The organism is Luteibacter sp. HA06, from assembly GCF_054061215.1.
Map to the genome: position 1 here is coordinate 240019 of NZ_JBSSDZ010000001.1, position 19477 is coordinate 259495.

Consider the following 19477-nt stretch of genomic DNA (forward strand, 5'->3'; position numbering starts at 1 on the left):
ACAGTTTTCTACCAGCCGAGCTTCAACCGATCCCGGAAAAACCCGCCGTTAGCCGATTCGCGCTCGGAGAGCAGCGCGGCCCAGACAATGCCTTCCGCACTCTCGGCCACTGGCCTTCCGCCACTGCCCCCGAGAGCGGTGGCCGTCCAGCCCGGGCAGACGGCGTTAACCAGGATGCCGCTTCCTTCCAGTTCGCGCGCGGCGACCTGGGTGTAGGCATTCAGGGCCGCCTTGGAAATTCGATAGGCAGGGGCCGTCTCTCCACACATGTTGCTCACGGCGCACTCGCTGGAAACATTGACCACCCGGCCATAGCCATGGCGGTGCATCAGCGGCAGTGCCGCCGCAGTGAGGCACCACGCACCAAGCAGGTTGGTATCGAAGGCGCCGCGGATCGCATCGAGATCGGGTTTCGATATGCGCGCGTCGTGATCGAAATAACCGCCGGCGTTGTTGACCAGGATATCGAGCCGTCCGAAACGGCCGTCGATACTGGCAATGGCGCTTTCGATATCGGCGGTGCGAGTCACGTCGAGCTTGATGGAAAAAGCGTCGCCGCCCATGTCGCGCACGGCCTTCAGTGCCTTCTCGCCCTTCGCGGGCTGACGCATGCCCATGAATACGGTGACGCCCAGCGATGCCAACTGCTTTGACACCTCAAGTCCGATACCGCGATTGGCGCCGCTCACCAGCGCGATGCGCTGGGTGAGCGGCGGTTCCACGGCGGTCGGGTTCGATCGCTTCGTCTGCACGGGCAGGCGATGAACCTTTGCGGCGCTCATGGGGCTTTCGCAACCTCACTACACGCGCTGTTCCCGCAGGCCTGCCAACCACCACCCAATGCCTTGTACAGCGAAACCGCGCGCGTGTTGATGGCGGCTTCGGCTTCGGCGAGCTGGTCCTCGGCCGAGAGCTGCGTGCGCTCGGCGTCCAACAGCTCGAGGAAGTCGGTGCGACCGGCCTCGTAGCGCAGCTTGGCCAATTCGGCCGCGCGACGGCTTTCGGTGGCCTGGACGATGAGCTTCTCTACCCGGATACGCTGCTGGTTGAAGCCGACGAGGGAATTGTCGACGTCTTCCAGTGCGGTAAGCACCGTACGGTCGTAATTGGCCTGGGCCTCCTCGGCTCGTGCCCGCGCACCCTTCACGCCGGAGGCGACGCGCTCGACGTTGAGACCGGGCCAGGTGATGCTCGGCGCCAGCGACCATGCCCGGGAGTCAGCGCCACCAAAGTCGTTGCTGCGACCGGCGAGAAAGCCAACGAAACCGCCCAACGTGATATGCGGGAAGTAGTCGGCCTTGGCCACGCCGATACGTGCATTCGCTGCGGCGAGCTGGCGCTCGGCGATGCGGATGTCCGGACGGCGCTGAAGTACCTCATCGGCGCCGCCGATGGCGAGACTCACGTCGATCGGCTTGAACGTGGCCGGCGACAGATCGACGTCCAGCTCACCCGGGCGTGCGCCAAGCAGCACCGCAATGCGGAACTGGTCAGCCTGGGCCTGGGTTTCAAACACGGGTAGCTGCGCTTCCACCGCGGCGAGACGCGCCTTCGCCGAGGCAAGATCCTGCTCGGCACCGGTACCGACTTCGACGCGCGCAGCAATCACCTTCAGCGAGTCCTGCTGGTTGGTAATGTCGCGTTTGGCCACGTCGATGCGCAGCTGGGTGCCACGCAGGTCGAAGTAGTTGCGCGCCACTTCGGCAAACAGGGTGACCTGCGCGTCCTGCAGGGACGCCTCGCCAGCGCCGGCGTCGGCACGTGCAGCCTCGACCGAGCGACGGATGCCGCCGAACAGGTCGAGCTCCCACGACGCATCGAAGCCAGCCTGGTAGGCCGTGGTCGTCACGCGCTGGTCGGTGAATCCAGGCTGCTGTTCCCGGCTGCGCGTATAGGACACGCCCGTCTCGACATCCGGAATCTGCTGCGACTTCGCGGTGCCGAGGGCAGCGCGCGCCTGGTTAAGGCGAGCCACGGCGATCCTGAGGTCCGGGCTGCCCTTGGCAGCGCGGACGATGAGGCTATCCAGCGTTGGATCGCCGAACTGCTTCCACCACTGCGCCTGGAAATCCGCGCTGGTCTGCCGCGCCGGGTCGAGCCCCTGGAGGGTGACCGGCGCTTCCTTCGGCGCGTGGTAATCGGGCCCGACGCTCGCGCAACCGGCGAGGACGAGGGCGGCGAACAGCGCCGTACTACGAAGCATGGTTTTCATGATCACGACTCCCGGGCCGCGTGTTCGAGGAGACGGCGTTCACGGCGGGCCGCACGATTTGCGATGGTGCGCTCGTTCCAACCGCGGATCAGCACATAGAAGAGCGGGGTAAAGATCAGACCGAAGAAGGTGACGCCGAGCATGCCGGCGAATACCGCCACACCCATCGCGTGACGCATCTCCGCACCGGCGCCGTGCGAGGTGACCAGCGGGACCACGCCCATGATGAAGGCGAACGAGGTCATCAGGATCGGGCGCAGTCGCAGGCGGGCCGCTTCGAGCACGGCATCCACACGGCTCATGCCTTCGATCTCCGCTTCGCGAGCGAACTCGACGATCAGGATGGCGTTCTTGCAAGCCAGGCCCACCAGCACGATCAAACCGATCTGGGTGAAGATGTTGTTGTCGCCACCGGTGACGATCACGCCGGCAATCGCGGACAGCAGCACCATCGGCACGATCAGGATGACCGCGAGCGGCAGGCTGAGGCTTTCATACAGCGAGGCCAGCACCAGGAACACCAGCAGCACCGACAGCGGGAACACGAGAACCGCGGTGTTGCCTGCAAGGATCTGCTGATAGGTCAGTTCGGTCCACTCGTAGCTCATGCCGTTCGGCAGGCTCGTGTTGACCAGCTTCTCCATCGCTTCCTGTGCCTGGCCCGTGCTGTAGCCCGGCGCTGCACCACCGTTGATCTCGGCCGTCGGGTAACCGTTGTAATGCTGCACGCGGTCCGGGCCGTTGGTCTGGCGCATGGTCAGGAACGAGCCCAGCGGCACGAGGTCGCCGGCGGCGTTGCGGGTTTTCAGCCCGACCACGTCCGATGGCTCATGGCGGAACGACGGCTCCGCGGACACGTTCACCTGGTAGGTGCGGCCGAAGCGGTTGAAGTCGTTGACGTAGAGCGAGCCAAGGTAGGCCTGCATGGTCTGGAACACGTCGCCCAGGTCGATACCCTCGGACTTCGCCTTCTCACGATCGATATCGGCGTCGAACTGCGGGACATTCACCTGGAAGCTGCTGAACAGATGCGCGAGCTCCGGCGTCTTCTGGCTGGCCCCGATGATGCCCTGGGTCTGCTTGTAGAGTTCGTCGAAGCCGAGGTCTCCACGATCCTCCAGCTGGATGCGGAAACCACCGATCGTACCGAGGCCATTTACCGGCGGCGGCGGGAAGATCGCGATGTACGCGCCCTGGATAGACGCGAACTTGGCATTGAGGCGAGCAACGATCGCGTCGGCGGAGAGATCCTTGTCACGACGTTCCTCGAACGGCTTCAGTGTGACGAAGACGATGCCCGAGTTGGTGCTGTTCGTGAAGCCGTTGATCGACAGGCCCGGGAACTGCACCGCGTTGGCGGCGCCTGGATCCTTCAGGGCGATGTCGCCCATTTCGCGGATGACGGTTTCCGTGCGATCCAGCGAAGCGGCATCCGGTAACTGCGCGAAGGCGACGAGGTACTGCTTGTCCTGCGGCGGCACAAAGCCGGTCGGAGTCCTGGCAAAGCCAAGCACGCCCAGTCCGACGAGTCCGGCGTAGAGCACCAGCATCACCACGGCGAAACGCAGGATCTTCTTCACGCCACCGACGTAGGTGTTCGAGGCGCGTTCGAAGGTCCGGTTGAACGGACGGAAGATCCAGCCGAGGCTGCGGTCCATCAACACCGTGAGCTTGTCCTTCGGCTCATCACGGCCCTTCAGCAGCAGCGCGGCGAGCGCCGGGCTCAGGGTGAGCGAGTTAAAGGCGGAGATCACCGTGGAGATGGCGATGGTCAGGGCGAACTGGCGATAGAACTGACCGGTCAGGCCGCTGATGAAAGCCGCAGGCACGAACACCGCACACAGTACGAGCGCCGTGGCGACGATCGGGCCGGTCACTTCGGTCATGGCCTGGCGCGTGGCCATTTTCGGATCGAGCCCATGCTCGATGTGTCGCTCGACGTTTTCCACCACGACGATTGCATCGTCGACGACGATACCGATCGCCAGCACCAGGCCGAACAGCGACAGCGCGTTGAGCGAGAAGCCGACCAGGTACATCACGGCGAACGTGCCGATCAGCGATACCGGCACCGCGACAAGCGGAATGATCGATGCGCGCCAGGTCTGCAGGAACAGGATGACCACGAGCACGACGAGGATGATCGCTTCGAACAGCGTATGCACCACGGCCTCGATCGAGCCGCGAACGAATACGGTCGGATCGTAGACGATGGTGTAATCGACGCCTTGCGGGAAGTCCTTCTTCAGCGTGGCCATTTCGGCACGCACTTCATCGGAGATTGCGATGGCGTTCGAGCCCGGACGCTGGAAGATCGGAATCGCCACGGCCTCGCGGTTGTTCAGCAGGCTGCGCAGCGCATAGTTGTTCGAGCCCAGTTCCACGCGAGCGACATCGCGCAGGTGGGTGACCGAACCGGTGGCGTCGCTGCGTACGATGATGTTGAGGAAGTCGTCCTCGGTAACGAGGCGACCCTGCGTGTTGATGTTGACCTGGAAAGCATTCGAGTTCGGGCCCGGGGGTGCATTGAGCGCACCAGCGGCGACTTCGATGTTCTGCTCACGCACGGCCTTGATCACGTCACCCGTGGTCAGGTTGCGAATGGCCAGCTTTTCCGGATTCATCCACACACGCATGCTGTACTCGCCTGCGCCGAACAGCTGGACATCGCCCACGCCGTCGAGACGGGCAAGCTGGTCCTTGATGCGTGTACGGGCGTAGTTCGACAGGTAGAGCATGTCGTAACGGCTGTCCGGCGAGGTCAGATGCACGACCATGGTCAGGTCGGGCGAGCTCTTGGTCGTCGTCACACCGAGGCGCTGCACTTCCTCAGGCAAACGCGGCAAAGCCTGCGACACGCGGTTCTGCGTCTGCACCTGTGCGTTGTCGAGATCGGTACCCAGGGCGAAGGTGACCGTAAGGGTCATCTGTCCATCGCTGGTGGACTGCGAGGAGGTGTAGAGCATGCCTTCCACGCCGTTGATCTGCTCTTCGAGCGGCGTGGCGACGGTTTCAGCGATGACCTTCGGGTTGGCACCCGGGTAGCTCGCCTTGACCACGACGGTCGGCGGGACGACTTCCGGATATTCGCTGATCGGCAGCTTGAACACGGCGATACTGCCCGCGATCAGGAACAGCACCGATAGCACGCCCGCCAGGATGGGGCGTTCGACGAAATATTGCGCGATTTTCATGAGGATCAGTCCTGGGTCTTCGCCACGCTGTCGACGCCGGCAGGACGGGCGGCGGCGACGTTACGCGCGCTTTCCGGCACCAGCGAGGCCATCGCCACGCGCTTCGCATTCACTTCCACGCCCGGACGCACGCGCTGGAGGCCGTTCACGACGACGACGTCCTCGGCGTTGAGGCCCGAGTCGACCACGCGCAGGCCATCCACCAGTGCACCGGTGGAGACGCGGCGGTACTCGATCTTCTTGTCCTTGCCGACCACGTAGACGAACTTGTTGCCGAGGTCGGTACCGACCGCCTTGTCATCAATGAGCGCGCGAGGCTGGGTGTTGCCGCTGCGCAATTCGACACGAGCGAAGAGGCCAGCGGTGTACTCGCCATCCGTATTCGGGAAGACGGCGCGCAGGCGGATCGTGCCGGCGCCGGCGCGGATCTGGTTATCGACGAAGTCGATCTTGCCGATGTGCGGATAACCCTGCTCGTCGGCCAGGCCCATTTCCACGTCGGGCGCGTGACCGTTGGCGCGGCGCAGGCGATCGAGCTTCAGGAAAGTCTGCTCATCCACATCGAAGTAGACGTACATCGGGTCGACGGTGACGACGCTGGTCAGCGTGTCGGTCGGCGTCACCAGGTTACCCGCGGTGATCTGGGCATTGCTGACCTTGCCGTCGACCGGCGCGCGAACCTCGGTGAAGGAGAGATTCAGGCGCGCGTTATCGAGCGCGGCCTGGACCGAAGCGACCTGCGCCTTGGCGCTTGCGGCGGCGGTATCGAGGCGATCGGCTTCTTCCTGCGACACAGCGTGCTGCTGGACGAGCTTGCTGCCGCGCGCAGCGTTCGCATCGGCGTTCTTCGCTTCTGCCCTCGCCTGGGCGAGATTGGCGGCAAGGCGGTCGCTCTCGGCGCGGTACGGGCGCGGGTCGATGGTAAAGAGCAGGTCACCCTTCTTTACCGTGGCACCTTCACGGAAATGCACGGTGTCCACGTAGCCGCTGACGCGCGGCCTGATCTGGATCGTGTCGACGGCCTGGATCCGGCCGGTGAATGCGTTGGAATCCGAGACCGGGCGCAGCAGCACCTGGGCCACGGTCACTTCCGGCGCCGGCTTGGCGGCAGCGGGCTCGGCGGCGTGGGTCGGCGCGCTGCCGGTGCTGAGCCAGAGCGCCGAGGCGATCGCGACGGCGAGCGCGGACGAACCGAACAGGAGTTTCTTCTTCATGACGATGTCCTGAGAGCTTGATAAGTAGGCGAAAAGTCGTGCGGCGGTGCAGGATGCAACCTCAACCTTGGTTGAGATCAAGCCGGTCCGTCTCAGGGGGCGTAATCTAAGCCTTGCCTGTCAAGGCTTAAATGGGTCTACAATCATCGCGCCTGTGATTCACAGTCACGAATGAAGATCCCCGGAGTCGGCGATGGAAGACTTTTCCGCTATCAGCGTTTTTGTCCGCGTGGTTGAGGCCAAGAGCTTTTCTTCTGCGGCGCAGCATCTGGAGATGACGCCCTCGGGTGTCAGCCGGGCTATTTCACGCCTGGAGGAGAGTCTGGGCGCCCGGCTGTTTTTCCGTTCGACACGTTCGCTGCGGTTAACCGACGATGGCTCCGCGTTCTATGCGCGTTGCAAGGAGATCCTTGCGGATCTGACGGAGGCGACGGAGGCCCTCGGGTACGCGAAAACCAAGCCTGCAGGGAAGCTGAGGGTGGCGGCTTCTTCAGCTGTAGGCCGTGCGGCGCTCATCCCCAATCTCGCCGAATTCGAGTCCAAGTTCCCCGATATCCGGCTGGAACTGACCATGTGCGACTTCCCGTTCGACCTGAACGAGGAAGGGTTCGATTGCGCCATCCGCATGGGTGAATTGGCGGATTCCAGCCTGATCGCGCGCAAGATCGGTCACTTCAGCAACGTGCTCTGCGCCTCGCCGGGCTATCTGGCCCGACACGGTGTCCCGACCACCATCGAGGACCTCAAGACGCACCGCACGGTGAATTTCGTCCATCCCAGCACAGGCAAGCCGTCGCAGTGGCAGTTCGACTCGCCCAGCGGCCGCGTCTCCGTGGATGTCGATGCCCACATGATGATCAACGACGGCGAATCGGTGATCCAGGCGGCGATAGCCGGGCTGGGCGTGATCCAGGCGCCGCATTGCCTCGCCGCAAGCGCGCTGGACAAGGGCCTGCTCGAAATCATCATGACCGACACGATCTCCACAGGCTCCAACCTCTGGATCGTGTATCCGCAGAAGCGCCACCTGTCGGCCCGCGTCCAGGCCTTCATCGAGTGGACCAGCGAGCTGTTTCAGCGCACCAGCACGCCGCAGTGCCAGATCGTGCAGCAACAGATGGCCGAGCTGGATCGCATCCGCAAGGCCGGTCCGGCGCCGATTGCGGCGGTCGCGTAAGGCCGCTTCATAAAACTTCATACGGACTTCAGGCGCTTCACAGCGCCTGACGGTCCACTCGGGGCTCCTTCCGTGGAGCTCCTGTCATGCGCCGCACCTTCGTTTCTCTGATCCTCGCCGCCGCCCTCCCCGTGGCGGCGAGCCAATACCAGCCGCCCGCCGCCGCCGATGGCTGGCCTGTCGCTGACGCGGGCAAACTCGGCTGGGACGCCGGCACGCTTGCCAGCCTCGACGACAAGATGGCTGACGGCAGCTTCAAGATGATCACCAGTGTCCTGGTGGTCGACCACGGCCGGCTGGTCTACGAGCATTACTTCAACGACGGCTCAGCCGACCTGCTCAACGACGTCCGTTCGGCCAGCAAGAGCCTGACGGCCATGCTCGTCGGCGCCGCGATCCAGCAGGGTGCGATTCCAGACGTCAAGGCGCCCGTCTACGCCTACTTCCCGGAGATCGCCATCGATCACCCGGACCCGAGGCGCGCGACGATCACGCTTGAAGACCTCATCACGATGAGTTCGATCCTCGAATGTGATGACGAGAATCAATTCTCGGCGGGCAACGAGGAGCGCATGTACGTCTCCGAGCGCTGGCTCGACTTCGCGCTGAACATCCCGATTCGTGGGTATGCGCCGTGGGTGAGCCGGCCGAAGGACTCGCCTTACGGCCGCACTTTCTCGTACTGCACCGCCGGCGCGTTCCTCGCCGGCGCGGTGGTCGAGCGGGCGACGAAGATGCCCCTGGCCCGGTTCGCCCATGAGGCGCTGGAACAACCGCTGGGCATCACTCAGGTGAAGTGGAATACCTCGAGCGAAGGCGTCGGCATGGGCGGCGGGGGCACGCGATACCGCTCGCGTGACCTCGCGAAGATCGGCCTTCTCATTACCGAGGGCGGCCGGTGGCACGGCAGGCAGGTGCTACCCAAGGCATGGGTAGCGGCGATGCTCACACCGCACGCCCAGGCCCGCGACGACGCCGACTACGGCTATCTCTGGTGGCAGTTTCGCTTCCCTGTCCATGGCGTGGAGACGAAGGTGTGGGCGATGAGCGGTAACGGCGGCAACTACGTGTTCGTCCTGCCCGAGCGTGGTCTGGTCGCCGTGATCACGAGCCAGGCTTACAACAAGAGCTTCGCCCATCCCCAGTCGCAGGCGATTCTCCGCGACTACATCCTCAAGTCCCTGCCACGCTGACGTTCTTCCCAGGTGGCCTGCCGGATCTTCAGCTCGGCAGGACACCACGGGGCGGTGAGGACGCGCTCGCGTTCGGCCGCAACGCGGCGCCCGATCGCGGCAAGGACGGCATCGAAGGCGGGATCACTCGCGACCGACGAAAACAGAGGTGAGGCGCGGAGATAACCCGCGTCGAGCCAGCCTTTGTCGACCGCATCGGATAGGGCTGCGATGGCGCCGCGCGGATCTCCGGCAGCCTGGAGCAGGACCGCGAGCTCGATCCGGCTGGACGGCCAGGGATCGTCGGCCAGGTTGTGGCGTGTGTCCGCGATCCGCTGCTGGAGCCACGCTGCACTCACCGGGGTCGTTCCGTAGACCGCGGCGAGTGTTGTCTGCAGCCTCGAGTCCGGGCGAATCGCGTGTGCCTCGGCGAAGGCGTTCGCGGCGGCGACGCGATCGCTTCGACGCAGGGCAAGCTCGCCGTCGAGCTGGGCCATTTCCGCACGGGGCGTGCCGCGTGATCGCGCCTCGTTCACTGCGGCACGTGCTTCGTCGAAACGCCCGTGCGCGAACAGGAAGGCGGGCCACGCCATGTTGGAGAAGACGTTGTCGGGAGACAACTCGAAAACGTGGCGAAACCGCGTTTCAGCGGCGCCGTCGAAACCGAGCAGTTCGAACTCGCGCGCCACCTGCACGTCGCGGAAGCGCACGCGTGCCGGGTCGCCGTGCATGTCGAGATTCAGGTGCAGGGCATCGGCCAGGTGACCTTGCTCCTGATAGAGATAGGCGGCCGAGGAGCGACTTGCATCATCGGCGGGATCCAGTCGAACAGCGCGTTCGTAACCTGCAATCGCCCCGGAGATGTCGCCGAGGCAGTCGTGCGCGTAGCCCAGCGCGGACCAGGCCCTGGCAAGGTCCGGCCGCAGGGAGACGGCCCGGTTCGCGAGGCGCAACGCGTCGCGGGCATCTTCTTCACCGGTGTTGTAGAGGCAGGTGCGCGCCGACCGCGTACGGCTCGCGCCGGTCAGTGCATCGGCATCGTCGGGTGCTTCGTGCAAGGCGCGATCGTAGAGGGCCAGTGCGCGTTCGTTGTTATCGCGCTGACCCATGGCCGCGTACCAGTACGCGCGCTGGATGAGCTCCTGCTGCGCGGTCGGTACAGGCTTTTGCTCACGGGCGAGAAAGCCGGCACCCAGCGCGACGGCGGCCAGTACGCCCACGGCGGCGAAGGCTGGCCACAGGGAAGGTCGCCGGCGTTGGGATTCGTCACCGAGAGGTTCGGGCGGCGCACCCAGCTGGTAGCCGCGTCCGCGCACCGTACGGATATAACGCGGCTGGCGCGCGTCGTCGCCAAGCGCCTGACGCAGCAGGCGCACGCGTTGCGTTACCGTCTCTTCGTTCACGACGGCAGGTGCCCAGACGACGTCCATCAGCTCGTCGAAGCCGACGACACGATCACCGCGCGTGAGCAGGCAGGCCAGCAGCTGGAAACTGAGGCCGGTGACATCGAGCGCGGTGTCACCGCGCGCCACCCGCTGGCGTGCCAGGTCGATCGTGAGATCGAGCAGACGATAGCGGGAGGTCATGGCCGGCGACTCAGCCGCCCGCGGGCAGCAGGAGCAGCAGGGCGATGCCGAGGATGATGCGATACACCGCGAACGGGGTGAACTTGTGCGAGCGGATGTATCCGAGCAGCCACTTCACCGCGACGAACGCAACGATCGTAGAAACCACGAAAGCGACGCCGAGTCCTGTCCAGTCCTCGCCGGCGGCGCCGCCGTGTTTGAAGGTCTTCAGCAGCTCGTAGCCGGTGGCCGCGTACATGGTCGGGATGCCGACAAGAAAGGCGAACTCGGTGGCCGCTGCGCGGTTGCTGGTGCCGGCGAGCATGGCAACGAAGATCGTCGCCGCGGAACGCGAGGTGCCGGGGAAGATGCCCGCAATAATTTGCGCGAGGCCGACCAGGATCGCGACACGCCAGGTGATCGCCACCTGATCGGCTCGCTTCATCGCGACCTTCTCGGCGACGATCATCCAGATACCGCCAGCGATCAGCGCCCAGGCGATCGGGGTGATCGTCTCGGGCAGTTTGAAGCCGAGCTTGGTCACCACCAGACCCAGCGCCGCGGTGATGAGGAAGGCCACGGCCAGCTTCATGACGTAATCGCGCGTTTCCGGGCGGCGCCAGTTCTGCACCATGCTCCACAGTGTGCGCCAGTAAATGAAGGTCACCGCGAGGATCGCGCCGGCCTGGATCGCCACGTTGAACAGGTCCGAACGCGCGCCGAGCCAGCGCTCGGCGATAAGCAGGTGGCCAGTGCTGGAGACGGGAAGGAACTCGGTGATCCCCTCGACGATGCCGAGGAGGATGGCGCTGATCAGGTCGTTCACAGGCTAAGCATTCCGGGTGAGGGGACGGCGCATAGCTTAGCCGCTGGCGGCCACCGTCACGCGGCGCCCACGGGGTGCACTGATATTTTTTGCCGTCGCAAGCAGCCTTTACATGGAATGCCATGGCGTCCTCCTCCAGCTGGTTCCGTCGCCGATGCGGCGGTGCCCGTATCGCCGTTCTCGGTGTCGCCGTCCTCGCCGCCGCGTGCGCGCCTGCCGTGCGGCCGCCTTCGTTCGCCCCTCGCGAGGAGGTGCCGATTGCCGGACTGCCGACCACTCAGGCGGGATGGCCGCAGACGGAGTGGTGGAAGCGCTACGGCGACCCCCAGCTGGACCGCATCGTCGACATCGCCATGCGCGGCTCGCCCGACATGGAGCAGGCCGAGGCGCGCTATCGCGCCGCCATGCGCGCCGTGGATTCCGCGCAAGCCGATCTGAATCCCCAGGTGCGCGGTCTGCTTAACGGCAGTCATGGTTACAGCGACGTGGTAGTCAAAGGCGACGTCCCCGGCGCTGCCGGTAGTGCCCAGAGCTTCCAGCTCAACCCGGGAAAGAGCTGGAGCAACAGCGGTGCGGCCGGCGCGCTTGCCACCTGGGACCTCGACATCTGGGGCAAGCAGAAGGACGCGGTATCCGCCGCCGTTGGCCAGGTCCGCGCCGCCGAGGCGGAACGCGCGTCGGCCGCCACCTCGTTGCAGTACAACGTCGTCAATACGTACTACGACTGGCAGGCCCAGCAGGCACGGCTGCAGATCGCCCGGCACGTCGTCGAAAGCGCCGTGCAGTACCGCGAACTCGTCGAACTGCGTGTCCACGGTGGCCTCGACGACCCGACCAACCTCGACCAGGCCGACGGCCAACTCGCCCAGCAGCGCCGCGCCGTGGCACAACTGGAGGGGGCGGCCAGCCTCGACCTGGTCCAGCTGGCCGCGCTGGCCGGCGTCTCGCCTAAAGATCTTGGCGCCCTGACACCGTCACCGCTGCCGACGCCGGACACCACCCTGCCCGATGATGCGCGTCTCGGCCTGCTGGCACGTCGGCCGGACATCACCGCTGCACGGTGGCAGATCGAAGCCTCGTCGAAAAACATCGACCAGGCCCGCAAGGCGTACTACCCCGACGTCAGTCTCACGGGACTGGCCGCCTTCCTGCGGACCTATCCGGACCTGGGCTCGGGCACGCGCACGGATCTGAAGCTGGCGAACATCGGCCCATCGATCCAGCTGCCGATTTTCAGCGGCGGACGCCTCCGCGCGCAGTTCGAGAGCGCACAGGCCCAGCTCGATACCGCCGTGGCCCAGTACGACGGCGCCGTGGTGCAGGCGGCCGGGCAGGTTGCCCAGGGTGTCACCACCCTGCAGATGCTCGACGACCAGCGCGTACAGGTGGAACGCCAGTACGACGCCAGCGCCGCGCAGCGCGCCAAGGCCGCAGACCGGCGCTCGAAGGGGCTCATCGACGACCGCACCTGGCTCAATGCGGACATGCAGCTCGACCAGCAACGCGACGCGCGCCTGCAGCTGACCAGCCAGACGCTTTCGGCCAACCTTTCCCTCATTCACGCGCTCGGTGGCGGTTACCACGCCGACGACGCCCCTGCTCTTCCGGCTGGCGACACCGGCAAGGACTCCCCGCGATGACCCCTGAAAACGACGAGCCACGCGACGAAGGCGAAGACGGCACGGCGCCGCTGCCTTTCAAGTATCGCTACAAGTACCTGCACAAGTACGGCGACGAATCGCCGCGCGGTGAACGCGACGATGGGGACGACAAGGACGAAGGCAAGAAAGACGAGGACAAGGACGGCAAGGAGAACGAGAAAGACAAGGACGGCAAAGACGACAAGGAAAAGGATGGCAAGGACAAGGACGGCAAGGACAAGGACGGCAAGGACAAGGAGAAAGAAGACCCTAAGGCGAAGCGAAAGAAGGTCATCATCCTTTCCATCATCGCCGCCGTCTTCATTCTTGCCGGTCTGGCCTGGCTGTTGCTCTACATCTTCGTTTTTTCAAAACGCGAAACCACCGACGACGCCTATGTACAGGGCGACATGGTGACCATCTCCTCGCGCGTTGCCGGTACGGTGATCGAGGTGGACGCTGAGGAAACCGAGCGCGTTCACGCCGGGCAGGTGCTGATCAAGCTCGACCCCGTGGATGCCAACGTCGCCCTGATGAACGCGGAGGGCCAGCTCGCGCAGGCGGTACGCGAGGCCCAGGCAAAGATGCAGCAGGCCAACCAGGCTGACGCGGCGATTCCGCAGCGGCGTGCCCAGTACGAGCAGGCACGCGACGAATACAACCGTCGCCACCCGCTGCTCGAGCGTCGCGCCGTGTCCGCCGAGGAAGTGGACAGTGGCAAACGCCAGATGGAGCAGGCGAAGGCTGCACTCGACGCGGCGGAGCGCGAAGCCGCCGCAGCGCATGCGCAGGTCGACGGAACCACGGTCGAGAACTATCCGGCCGTGATCCAGGCTCGCTCGCAGTTCCGCAATGCGTGGGTGAACAACGGTCGCAATGCCATCGTCTCGCCGATCGAGGGCTACGCCGCGCGACGCCAGGTGCAGGTCGGCCAGCGCATCCAGGCAGGTCAGGACCTGCTCACCGTCGTGCCGCTTTCTGACTTGTGGGTGGACGCGAACTTCAAGGAAACGCAGCTGGAGCACATCCGTATCGGCCAGCCTGTGAAAATCACGACGGACATGTATTCCGACGTCGAGTACCACGGCAAGGTGATCGGTCTGAATGCGGGTACGGGCAGTGCGTTCTCGCTGTTGCCGGCGGAGAACGCCACCGGCAACTGGATCAAGGTGGTTCAGAGGCTGCCAGTGCGCGTGGCGATCGATGCCGAAGACCTGCGCAAGCATCCGCTTCGTATCGGTCTGTCCACCGACGTCAACGTCGACACGCACGACCGCGACGGTCGCGTGTTGTCCGATACAGCGCGCGCCAGGCCCCTGGCGAGCACGAACGTCTATGAGCAGGAGATGGGCGAAGCCGACCAGCACGCCGAGGAAATCATCCGCGCCAACACCGTGGATGGCACCCCGAAGCCGGTTCCGGCCAAGCGCGGCGGCTGATCGATGGCCGGAAAGAATGGCAACAGCGCGTCGAGGCCACCTCTGGCCGGTGGCGCGCTCGTGCTGCTCACCGCGGGCGTGGCGCTGGCCACGTTCATGGAAGTGCTCGACATCTCCATCGTGAACGTGTCAGTGCGCACCATCGCGGGCAACGTCGGGGTGAGCAGCAACGAAGGCACCATGGCGATCAGTGCCTACTCGATGGCCAGTGCCGTCATGCAGCCGCTAACCGGCTGGGTTGCGCGTCGCTTCGGTGAAGTGCGTACCTTCATGACCTCGGTCATGCTGTTCGTCGTCTTCTCGGCGCTGTGCGGTTTTTCTACCAGCATGCCGATGCTGATCGTCTTCCGCCTTCTGCAGGGCGCGGTTTCGGGTCCGATGGTGCCTCTGTCGCAGACCCTGCTACTCAACAACTATCCCGTGGCGAGGCGACCCATCGCGTTGGCGCTATGGGCCATGACGGTCGTTGTCGCTCCGGTGTTCGGCCCGATCCTCGGTGGCTGGATCACCGACAACTATCACTGGTCGTGGATCTTCTTCATCAATATCCCGGTCGGTATCTTCGCTGTCGTCGTCACTTACGCGCTACTGCGCGACCGCGAGTCGAAGGTGGTCAAGATGCCGATCGATGCGATCGGATTGTTCCTGCTGGCCGTCGGCGTTGGCTGCCTGCAGTTCATGCTCGATAACGGAAACGACGACGACTGGTTTACCTCGAAAACTATCACCGTGCTAGCGATCGTCTCGCTGATCTGCATTACCTTCCTGGTCGCCTGGGAGCTGATGCACAAGAATCCCGTGGTGGAGCTTCGATTACTGGGAAGACGAAACTTCTTCGTAGGTGTGCTCTGCCTTTCGCTGGGTATGTTCGCGTTCTTCGGCGGCACGGTGGTCATGCCGATGTGGGTGCAGGAGGTCCTGGGCTATACGGCGACCTGGGCCGGCTTTGTCGTGGCGCCCATCGGCATACTTGCCATCGTGCTGTCGCCTATCGTCGGCGTGTTCCAGAGCAAGTTCGACCTGCGGCTGCTGAATACCGTCGGTTTCGCGGTGTTCGCTGGCGCTTCGTTCTACATGTCCGCGCTGAGTACCAACGCCGCCTACAGCGACATGGCTGTGCCACGTTTATGCATGGGCGCGGGTATCGCCTTGTTCTTCGTTCCGGTGAACCAGATCATTTTGTCCGGCATGCCGGACAGCGAGGTGGCCAGCGCTTCGGGACTGTCGAATTTCTTCCGGACCCTGGCGGGCAGCGTGGCCACGGCCGTCAGCACGACGATGTATTCGCATCGCACGACGTACCACCATGCCGTACTGGCGGAGAACGTGAGCGCGGGCAGTCGTACCACGACCGAATATCTGGATCGGTTCCAGACCCTCGGTATCCAGGGGCCGACCGCGAACGCCGCGCTCAACCGGATCGTCGACATGCAGGCGGCGACGCTCGCGGTGAACGACGTGTTCTGGGGCTTTGCGATGATCTTCCTGGTAGCGATGGTCGCTATCTGGTTCGCCAAGCCGCCGTTTGCATCGGGCGGCACGCCCGGACACTGAGGCAATCGGGCCATCGCCGCTGAAGCGGCTCCCACATAGAGCGGGTTCCACACAGAGCGGCGCCGGCAGAAGCGCCGCTCTGTGTGGGAGCCGCTTCAGCGGCGATGCTCTAACCGACCGCCGAAAAACTCAACGTTTCCGTCAAATCACCCGCCGCCGGTCCACCCGCCGCCACCATAGCCTCCTCACGCATCTTCAACCCCGGCAGCTTCTCCAGCTTGAACCGCCGAGTGAGGAATCGCGCGATCGACCCCGTGTCATAGATCGTGTGCTCGACATGTCCCTTCTTCGCATAGGGCGAAATCACCAGCGCGGGAATACGCGTACCCGGACCCCAGCGATCGCCCTTCGGCGGTGCGACGTGGTCCCACCAGCCGCCGTTCTCGTCGAACGTGACGATGACCAGCATGTCCTTCCACTGCGGGCTGGTGCGCAACGCGTGCACCACCCCTGCAATGTGACGATCGCCAGCCTCCACGTCCGAGTAGCCGGCGTGCATGTTGAGGTCGCCCTGCGGCTTGTAGAACGACACTGGCGGAAGCTTACCGGCAGCGACATCGGCGAGGAACAGATTCGTCTTCGCCGTTTCACCAAGACCACCATCGCGCAGATGCCGCCTGCGCGCGTCGGTACCCGGGGCCAGCGTGACAAAATAATTGAGTGGCTGGTGGTGCGGCTGGAAGTTGGGCGTCTGCGGAAACGATTTATCGTCCCCGTCGCCCTTGCCATCCAGCGCCGCCTGGAATCCACCGCCGTACCACGCCCAGTCGACGCCCTTGTCCGAGAGCACGTCGCCGATGTGCTTGTGTTTCTGGGGGACGAGGGTATTGGCGCTGGTCGCATCCGCCATCAAAGGATTCTTCGGGTCGACATTGAAACCGGGCGAATAGGGCGGCCCAATGGTGTTGACGGCGAAGAAGTCCGGCGTGAGCTGGTTATGGTGGGCGAACTTCGGCTTCCCCTGCATGGCGCTGGCCGGCGATTCCTCCGCCATCTTCAGGCGATAGTCGAGCGGATCGCCGCTCTCGGTAACGGCGATACCAAACTGGGCCGGGCTCTTGTCGGCATCCGGATAGAACGGAGGCTGCGCGGCGACGAGGTACTGATGGTTGAGGAACGAACCTCCGAACGCACCCATGAAGAAATTGTCGCAGAGCGTGTACTGCTCGGCGAGTCGCCACAGCCGCAGGTGCACTGGAGACGAGGCGTAGTGGCCCATCGTCATCGCCCCGTTGTCGCCCCACGCAACGAAGCCGTCGTTCTTGCCGCCATTGATCTGCAGCTGGTTGTTGTAGAAAGCGTGGACAAGGTCGCGGGTGACCAGGCCGTGCGGCAAGGGCGTGCCGTCACCCGTGTGCAAAGCCCAGGGTGCATTGGGCAGACCGGTGATGTCTTGCTCGCCTACCTTGTATGGCTTGTGGTCGACCACCTGCTGGTGCGGTACCAGGCCGCCCCACACCGGCGGAAGCGTTGTCAGCGGCTTTCCATCGCGGTCGCGCTGTAGATAGCGCTCGGGCGGCACCGCGCTGAGTGGTTGCTGCAGTCCGGGGAATTCAGCGAACAGGTTATTGAAGCTGCGATTTTCCGCATAGATAACGACGACATGCCCGATGTGCTTTTCGAGCAGCGCGTCGAGCTCCTTACCACCTGGCGTGGCCGTAAGAGTTTTCGATTCGCCGGCGGCGACCTCGGCCACGCCACCCAGCGCAAGCACCGCGCCTGTCGTGGCAATGCCACCCAGCAGGCGGCGTCGGCCTGCATCCGGCGTGTCGTTCTCATTTTTATGGGTCATGGGGTCGTTCGCGATGGCTGGACGGCGATCGCCGAAGCCTGGGGAAGCGGTCGACGAGCAAGCGCAGGGTAAACGATGTCGGTCGCCGGGCAAACCGCCGACCGACGTGACATCTCAGCCCGCGACGGGTTCGGGATGCGCCGCGAGCCATGCGCGAATCTCGGAGGAGGGACCCTGTTGGTCGGGATCCGTGCCGAAGCGATCGAGGAAATCCCTGGCAGAGCGATAGCGGTTCGGACTGTTCGTGTCCTTGTCGACGCATGCGCGAATCACATAGCCGTTCGCGTTGCCTGGGTCGCGTCGGATCAATTCGTCGGCGATGGAACCCGCCTTCGTATAGTTCTTCCCTTCGTGGGAGTAGAAGTCGCCGAGGGTGGCGAGAACCCAGTCGTCCTTTTCGTGCTCGGTGGCGTAGACCATCAACGGTTCGGCGAGTAACGGCTCACCCAGGTAGCGCAGCCACACGCCCGCATTGCCCGCGACATCGACAGACTCGGGATGCTCGCGTGCCGCGCGTATCAGTTCCGCCTTGCCCCACTCGCGATAGGCTCCATGAAAAGCGGCCTGGCCGATCGTATCCAGGGCATCGCCATTCGCGTTGTCGAACCGCAGCGCCTCGACGGCAAGTATCCGTGCGTCGTCGTACTTGTGCGCGCGACGGGCCTGATCGGCGAGGTGGCCAAAGTCGGAGCCGGTGGCGACTTCATCCGCCACCGCAAGGAATCGTCCGTCGGCCGGCGGGCTGAGATGCCCCTCGGTGGCGGCCTCGATGTGCGCACGCCCCACCGCGACCCACAGCAGCGGCGTCTGGCCTGCCGCTGCGGCGGCATCGTCGGCTTGCTGTTTCACCCATGCTGTAATGCCGCCCCACTTGGTGCCCGTCATGGCTGCCTGTGTCAGACGCAGGGTCAGGTTGGACGGCTGCACCTCGAGCCCTCGACGAATGGCCGTCATGGCGTACGGATTGTCGCCCGCCAGCACGGCCATGCTAAGCATGTTCGAATAGATGGATGGGACCGCCGGCGTCATGGTGGCGGCCCTGTCCAGGTTATGCCGTGCGAGCGTCGCCAGCTCACGCGCGGCCCGCCACTGTTCAGCGCTCGTCTTCGAGGCACTGTGCGCACCGCGTGCGGCGAAGGCGGCCGAGTGGTACTGCATGCCGCTTGCGGCTACAGCGAAAGCGCTGTCGGGGCGCTGCCGCTTCCAGGCGTCGATGGCGTTTCGCGTTTCCTCGCTTGCGTCGTTGAAACCAGCGCGGAACATGGCCTGGTCGAGAAGCACGGCGTCCGCCGGGTCGTGCATCTGCTTCTGCAGATATCCGTCGAGAATGCCATCGACCTCCGCCCCCTTGCCTGCGGCGATCAGCGCCCGGAACCGAGCGGCATCCATGAGATCGGCATAGCGGTTGCGGCAGTATGCTTCAACTGCCTGCGCGTGCCAGTGCGAGTCCGGCGGATCGGGCATGCGCAGGCAGCGCGTGACCGGATCGGCGATTTTCGAGGCTGCTACGACCTGCGCCATGAACGCTTCCAGCGTCGGCGAGCGCGAGGCCGTAATGACGCGCTGTTCGATCGTTGCCTGGGCTTCGCGCCCGGGCCATAGCGTCACGGCCGCCAGCCCGGCCGTTGCCAGTAGCAGCGCGCCCAGTAACAGCGCGCGCCGGTTCCCCTGCTTGACCATATCCATCCCCTG

At 64.6% G+C, this 19477-nt stretch carries 13 protein-coding genes; 5 read left to right on the forward strand and 8 right to left on the reverse strand.

Features of this window, described 5'->3' with window-relative positions; translation table 11 throughout:
* Positions 1-8 precede the first annotated feature (8 nt).
* The 4 genes from ACVWWJ_RS01055 to ACVWWJ_RS01070 are packed head-to-tail and all read right to left on the reverse strand — an operon-like array spanning position 9 to position 6620.
* Positions 9-782 (reverse strand): SDR family NAD(P)-dependent oxidoreductase, encoded by a 774-nt coding sequence (locus ACVWWJ_RS01055; protein WP_159889048.1) that lies wholly within the window; start codon positions 780-782, stop codon positions 9-11.
* Positions 779-2212: an efflux transporter outer membrane subunit gene (locus tag ACVWWJ_RS01060; RefSeq protein WP_456966453.1), complete on the reverse strand. Its 1434-nt coding sequence runs from the start codon at positions 2210-2212 to the stop codon at positions 779-781. The genes ACVWWJ_RS01055 and ACVWWJ_RS01060 overlap by 4 nt, the downstream gene beginning before the upstream one ends.
* A 2-nt stretch (positions 2213-2214) precedes the next feature.
* Positions 2215-5406 (reverse strand): efflux RND transporter permease subunit, encoded by a 3192-nt coding sequence (locus tag ACVWWJ_RS01065; protein ID WP_456966454.1) that lies wholly within the window; start codon positions 5404-5406, stop codon positions 2215-2217.
* 5 nt (positions 5407-5411) lie between these two features.
* Complete coding sequence (locus tag ACVWWJ_RS01070) at positions 5412-6620, reverse strand: efflux RND transporter periplasmic adaptor subunit (RefSeq protein WP_456966455.1); 1209 nt, start codon at positions 6618-6620, stop codon at positions 5412-5414.
* Between the two features lie 193 nt (positions 6621-6813).
* Between ACVWWJ_RS01070 and ACVWWJ_RS01075 the strand changes: the two genes are divergently transcribed.
* Together ACVWWJ_RS01075 and ACVWWJ_RS01080 are read left to right on the forward strand one after the other, a co-directional pair.
* Complete coding sequence (locus ACVWWJ_RS01075; protein WP_159889056.1) at positions 6814-7797, forward strand: LysR family transcriptional regulator; 984 nt, start codon at positions 6814-6816, stop codon at positions 7795-7797.
* An 86-nt stretch (positions 7798-7883) separates the two neighbouring features.
* Positions 7884-8990 (forward strand): serine hydrolase domain-containing protein, encoded by a 1107-nt coding sequence (locus ACVWWJ_RS01080; protein WP_456966456.1) that lies wholly within the window; start codon positions 7884-7886, stop codon positions 8988-8990.
* Here ACVWWJ_RS01080 and ACVWWJ_RS01085 read toward each other — a convergent pair.
* Together ACVWWJ_RS01085 and ACVWWJ_RS01090 are read right to left on the reverse strand one after the other, a co-directional pair.
* Positions 8963-10555: a winged helix-turn-helix domain-containing protein gene (locus ACVWWJ_RS01085; RefSeq protein ID WP_456966457.1), complete on the reverse strand. Its 1593-nt coding sequence runs from the start codon at positions 10553-10555 to the stop codon at positions 8963-8965. The genes ACVWWJ_RS01080 and ACVWWJ_RS01085 overlap by 28 nt on opposite strands.
* A 10-nt stretch (positions 10556-10565) precedes the next feature.
* The gene (locus ACVWWJ_RS01090) at positions 10566-11360 is read right to left on the reverse strand and encodes an undecaprenyl-diphosphate phosphatase (protein ID WP_456966458.1); all 795 of its coding nucleotides are present in this window, start codon (positions 11358-11360) and stop codon (positions 10566-10568) included.
* A 122-nt stretch (positions 11361-11482) separates the two neighbouring features.
* On the opposite strand from ACVWWJ_RS01090, the gene ACVWWJ_RS01095 reads away from it, so the two are divergent.
* From ACVWWJ_RS01095 to ACVWWJ_RS01105, 3 genes are read left to right on the forward strand one after another with little or no spacing between them, the layout of a single operon-like run.
* Positions 11483-13000: an efflux transporter outer membrane subunit gene (locus tag ACVWWJ_RS01095; protein ID WP_456966459.1), complete on the forward strand. Its 1518-nt coding sequence runs from the start codon at positions 11483-11485 to the stop codon at positions 12998-13000.
* Positions 12997-14439 (forward strand): HlyD family secretion protein, encoded by a 1443-nt coding sequence (locus ACVWWJ_RS01100; protein ID WP_456966460.1) that lies wholly within the window; start codon positions 12997-12999, stop codon positions 14437-14439. Before ACVWWJ_RS01095 ends, ACVWWJ_RS01100 begins: the two co-directional genes overlap by 4 nt.
* 3 nt (positions 14440-14442) lie before the next feature.
* Positions 14443-15993, forward strand: coding sequence for a DHA2 family efflux MFS transporter permease subunit (locus tag ACVWWJ_RS01105; protein WP_456966461.1), 1551 nt, complete (start codon positions 14443-14445; stop codon positions 15991-15993).
* Positions 15994-16102: 109 nt separating this feature from the next.
* Here ACVWWJ_RS01105 and acpA read toward each other — a convergent pair whose 3' ends face one another.
* Together acpA and ACVWWJ_RS01115 are read right to left on the reverse strand one after the other, a co-directional pair.
* The gene (gene acpA / locus ACVWWJ_RS01110; RefSeq protein ID WP_456966462.1) at positions 16103-17785 is read right to left on the reverse strand and encodes an acid phosphatase; all 1683 of its coding nucleotides are present in this window, start codon (positions 17783-17785) and stop codon (positions 16103-16105) included.
* Between the two features lie 114 nt (positions 17786-17899).
* Positions 17900-19471: a hypothetical protein gene (locus ACVWWJ_RS01115; protein WP_456966463.1), complete on the reverse strand. Its 1572-nt coding sequence runs from the start codon at positions 19469-19471 to the stop codon at positions 17900-17902.
* Positions 19472-19477: the final 6 nt, after the last annotated feature.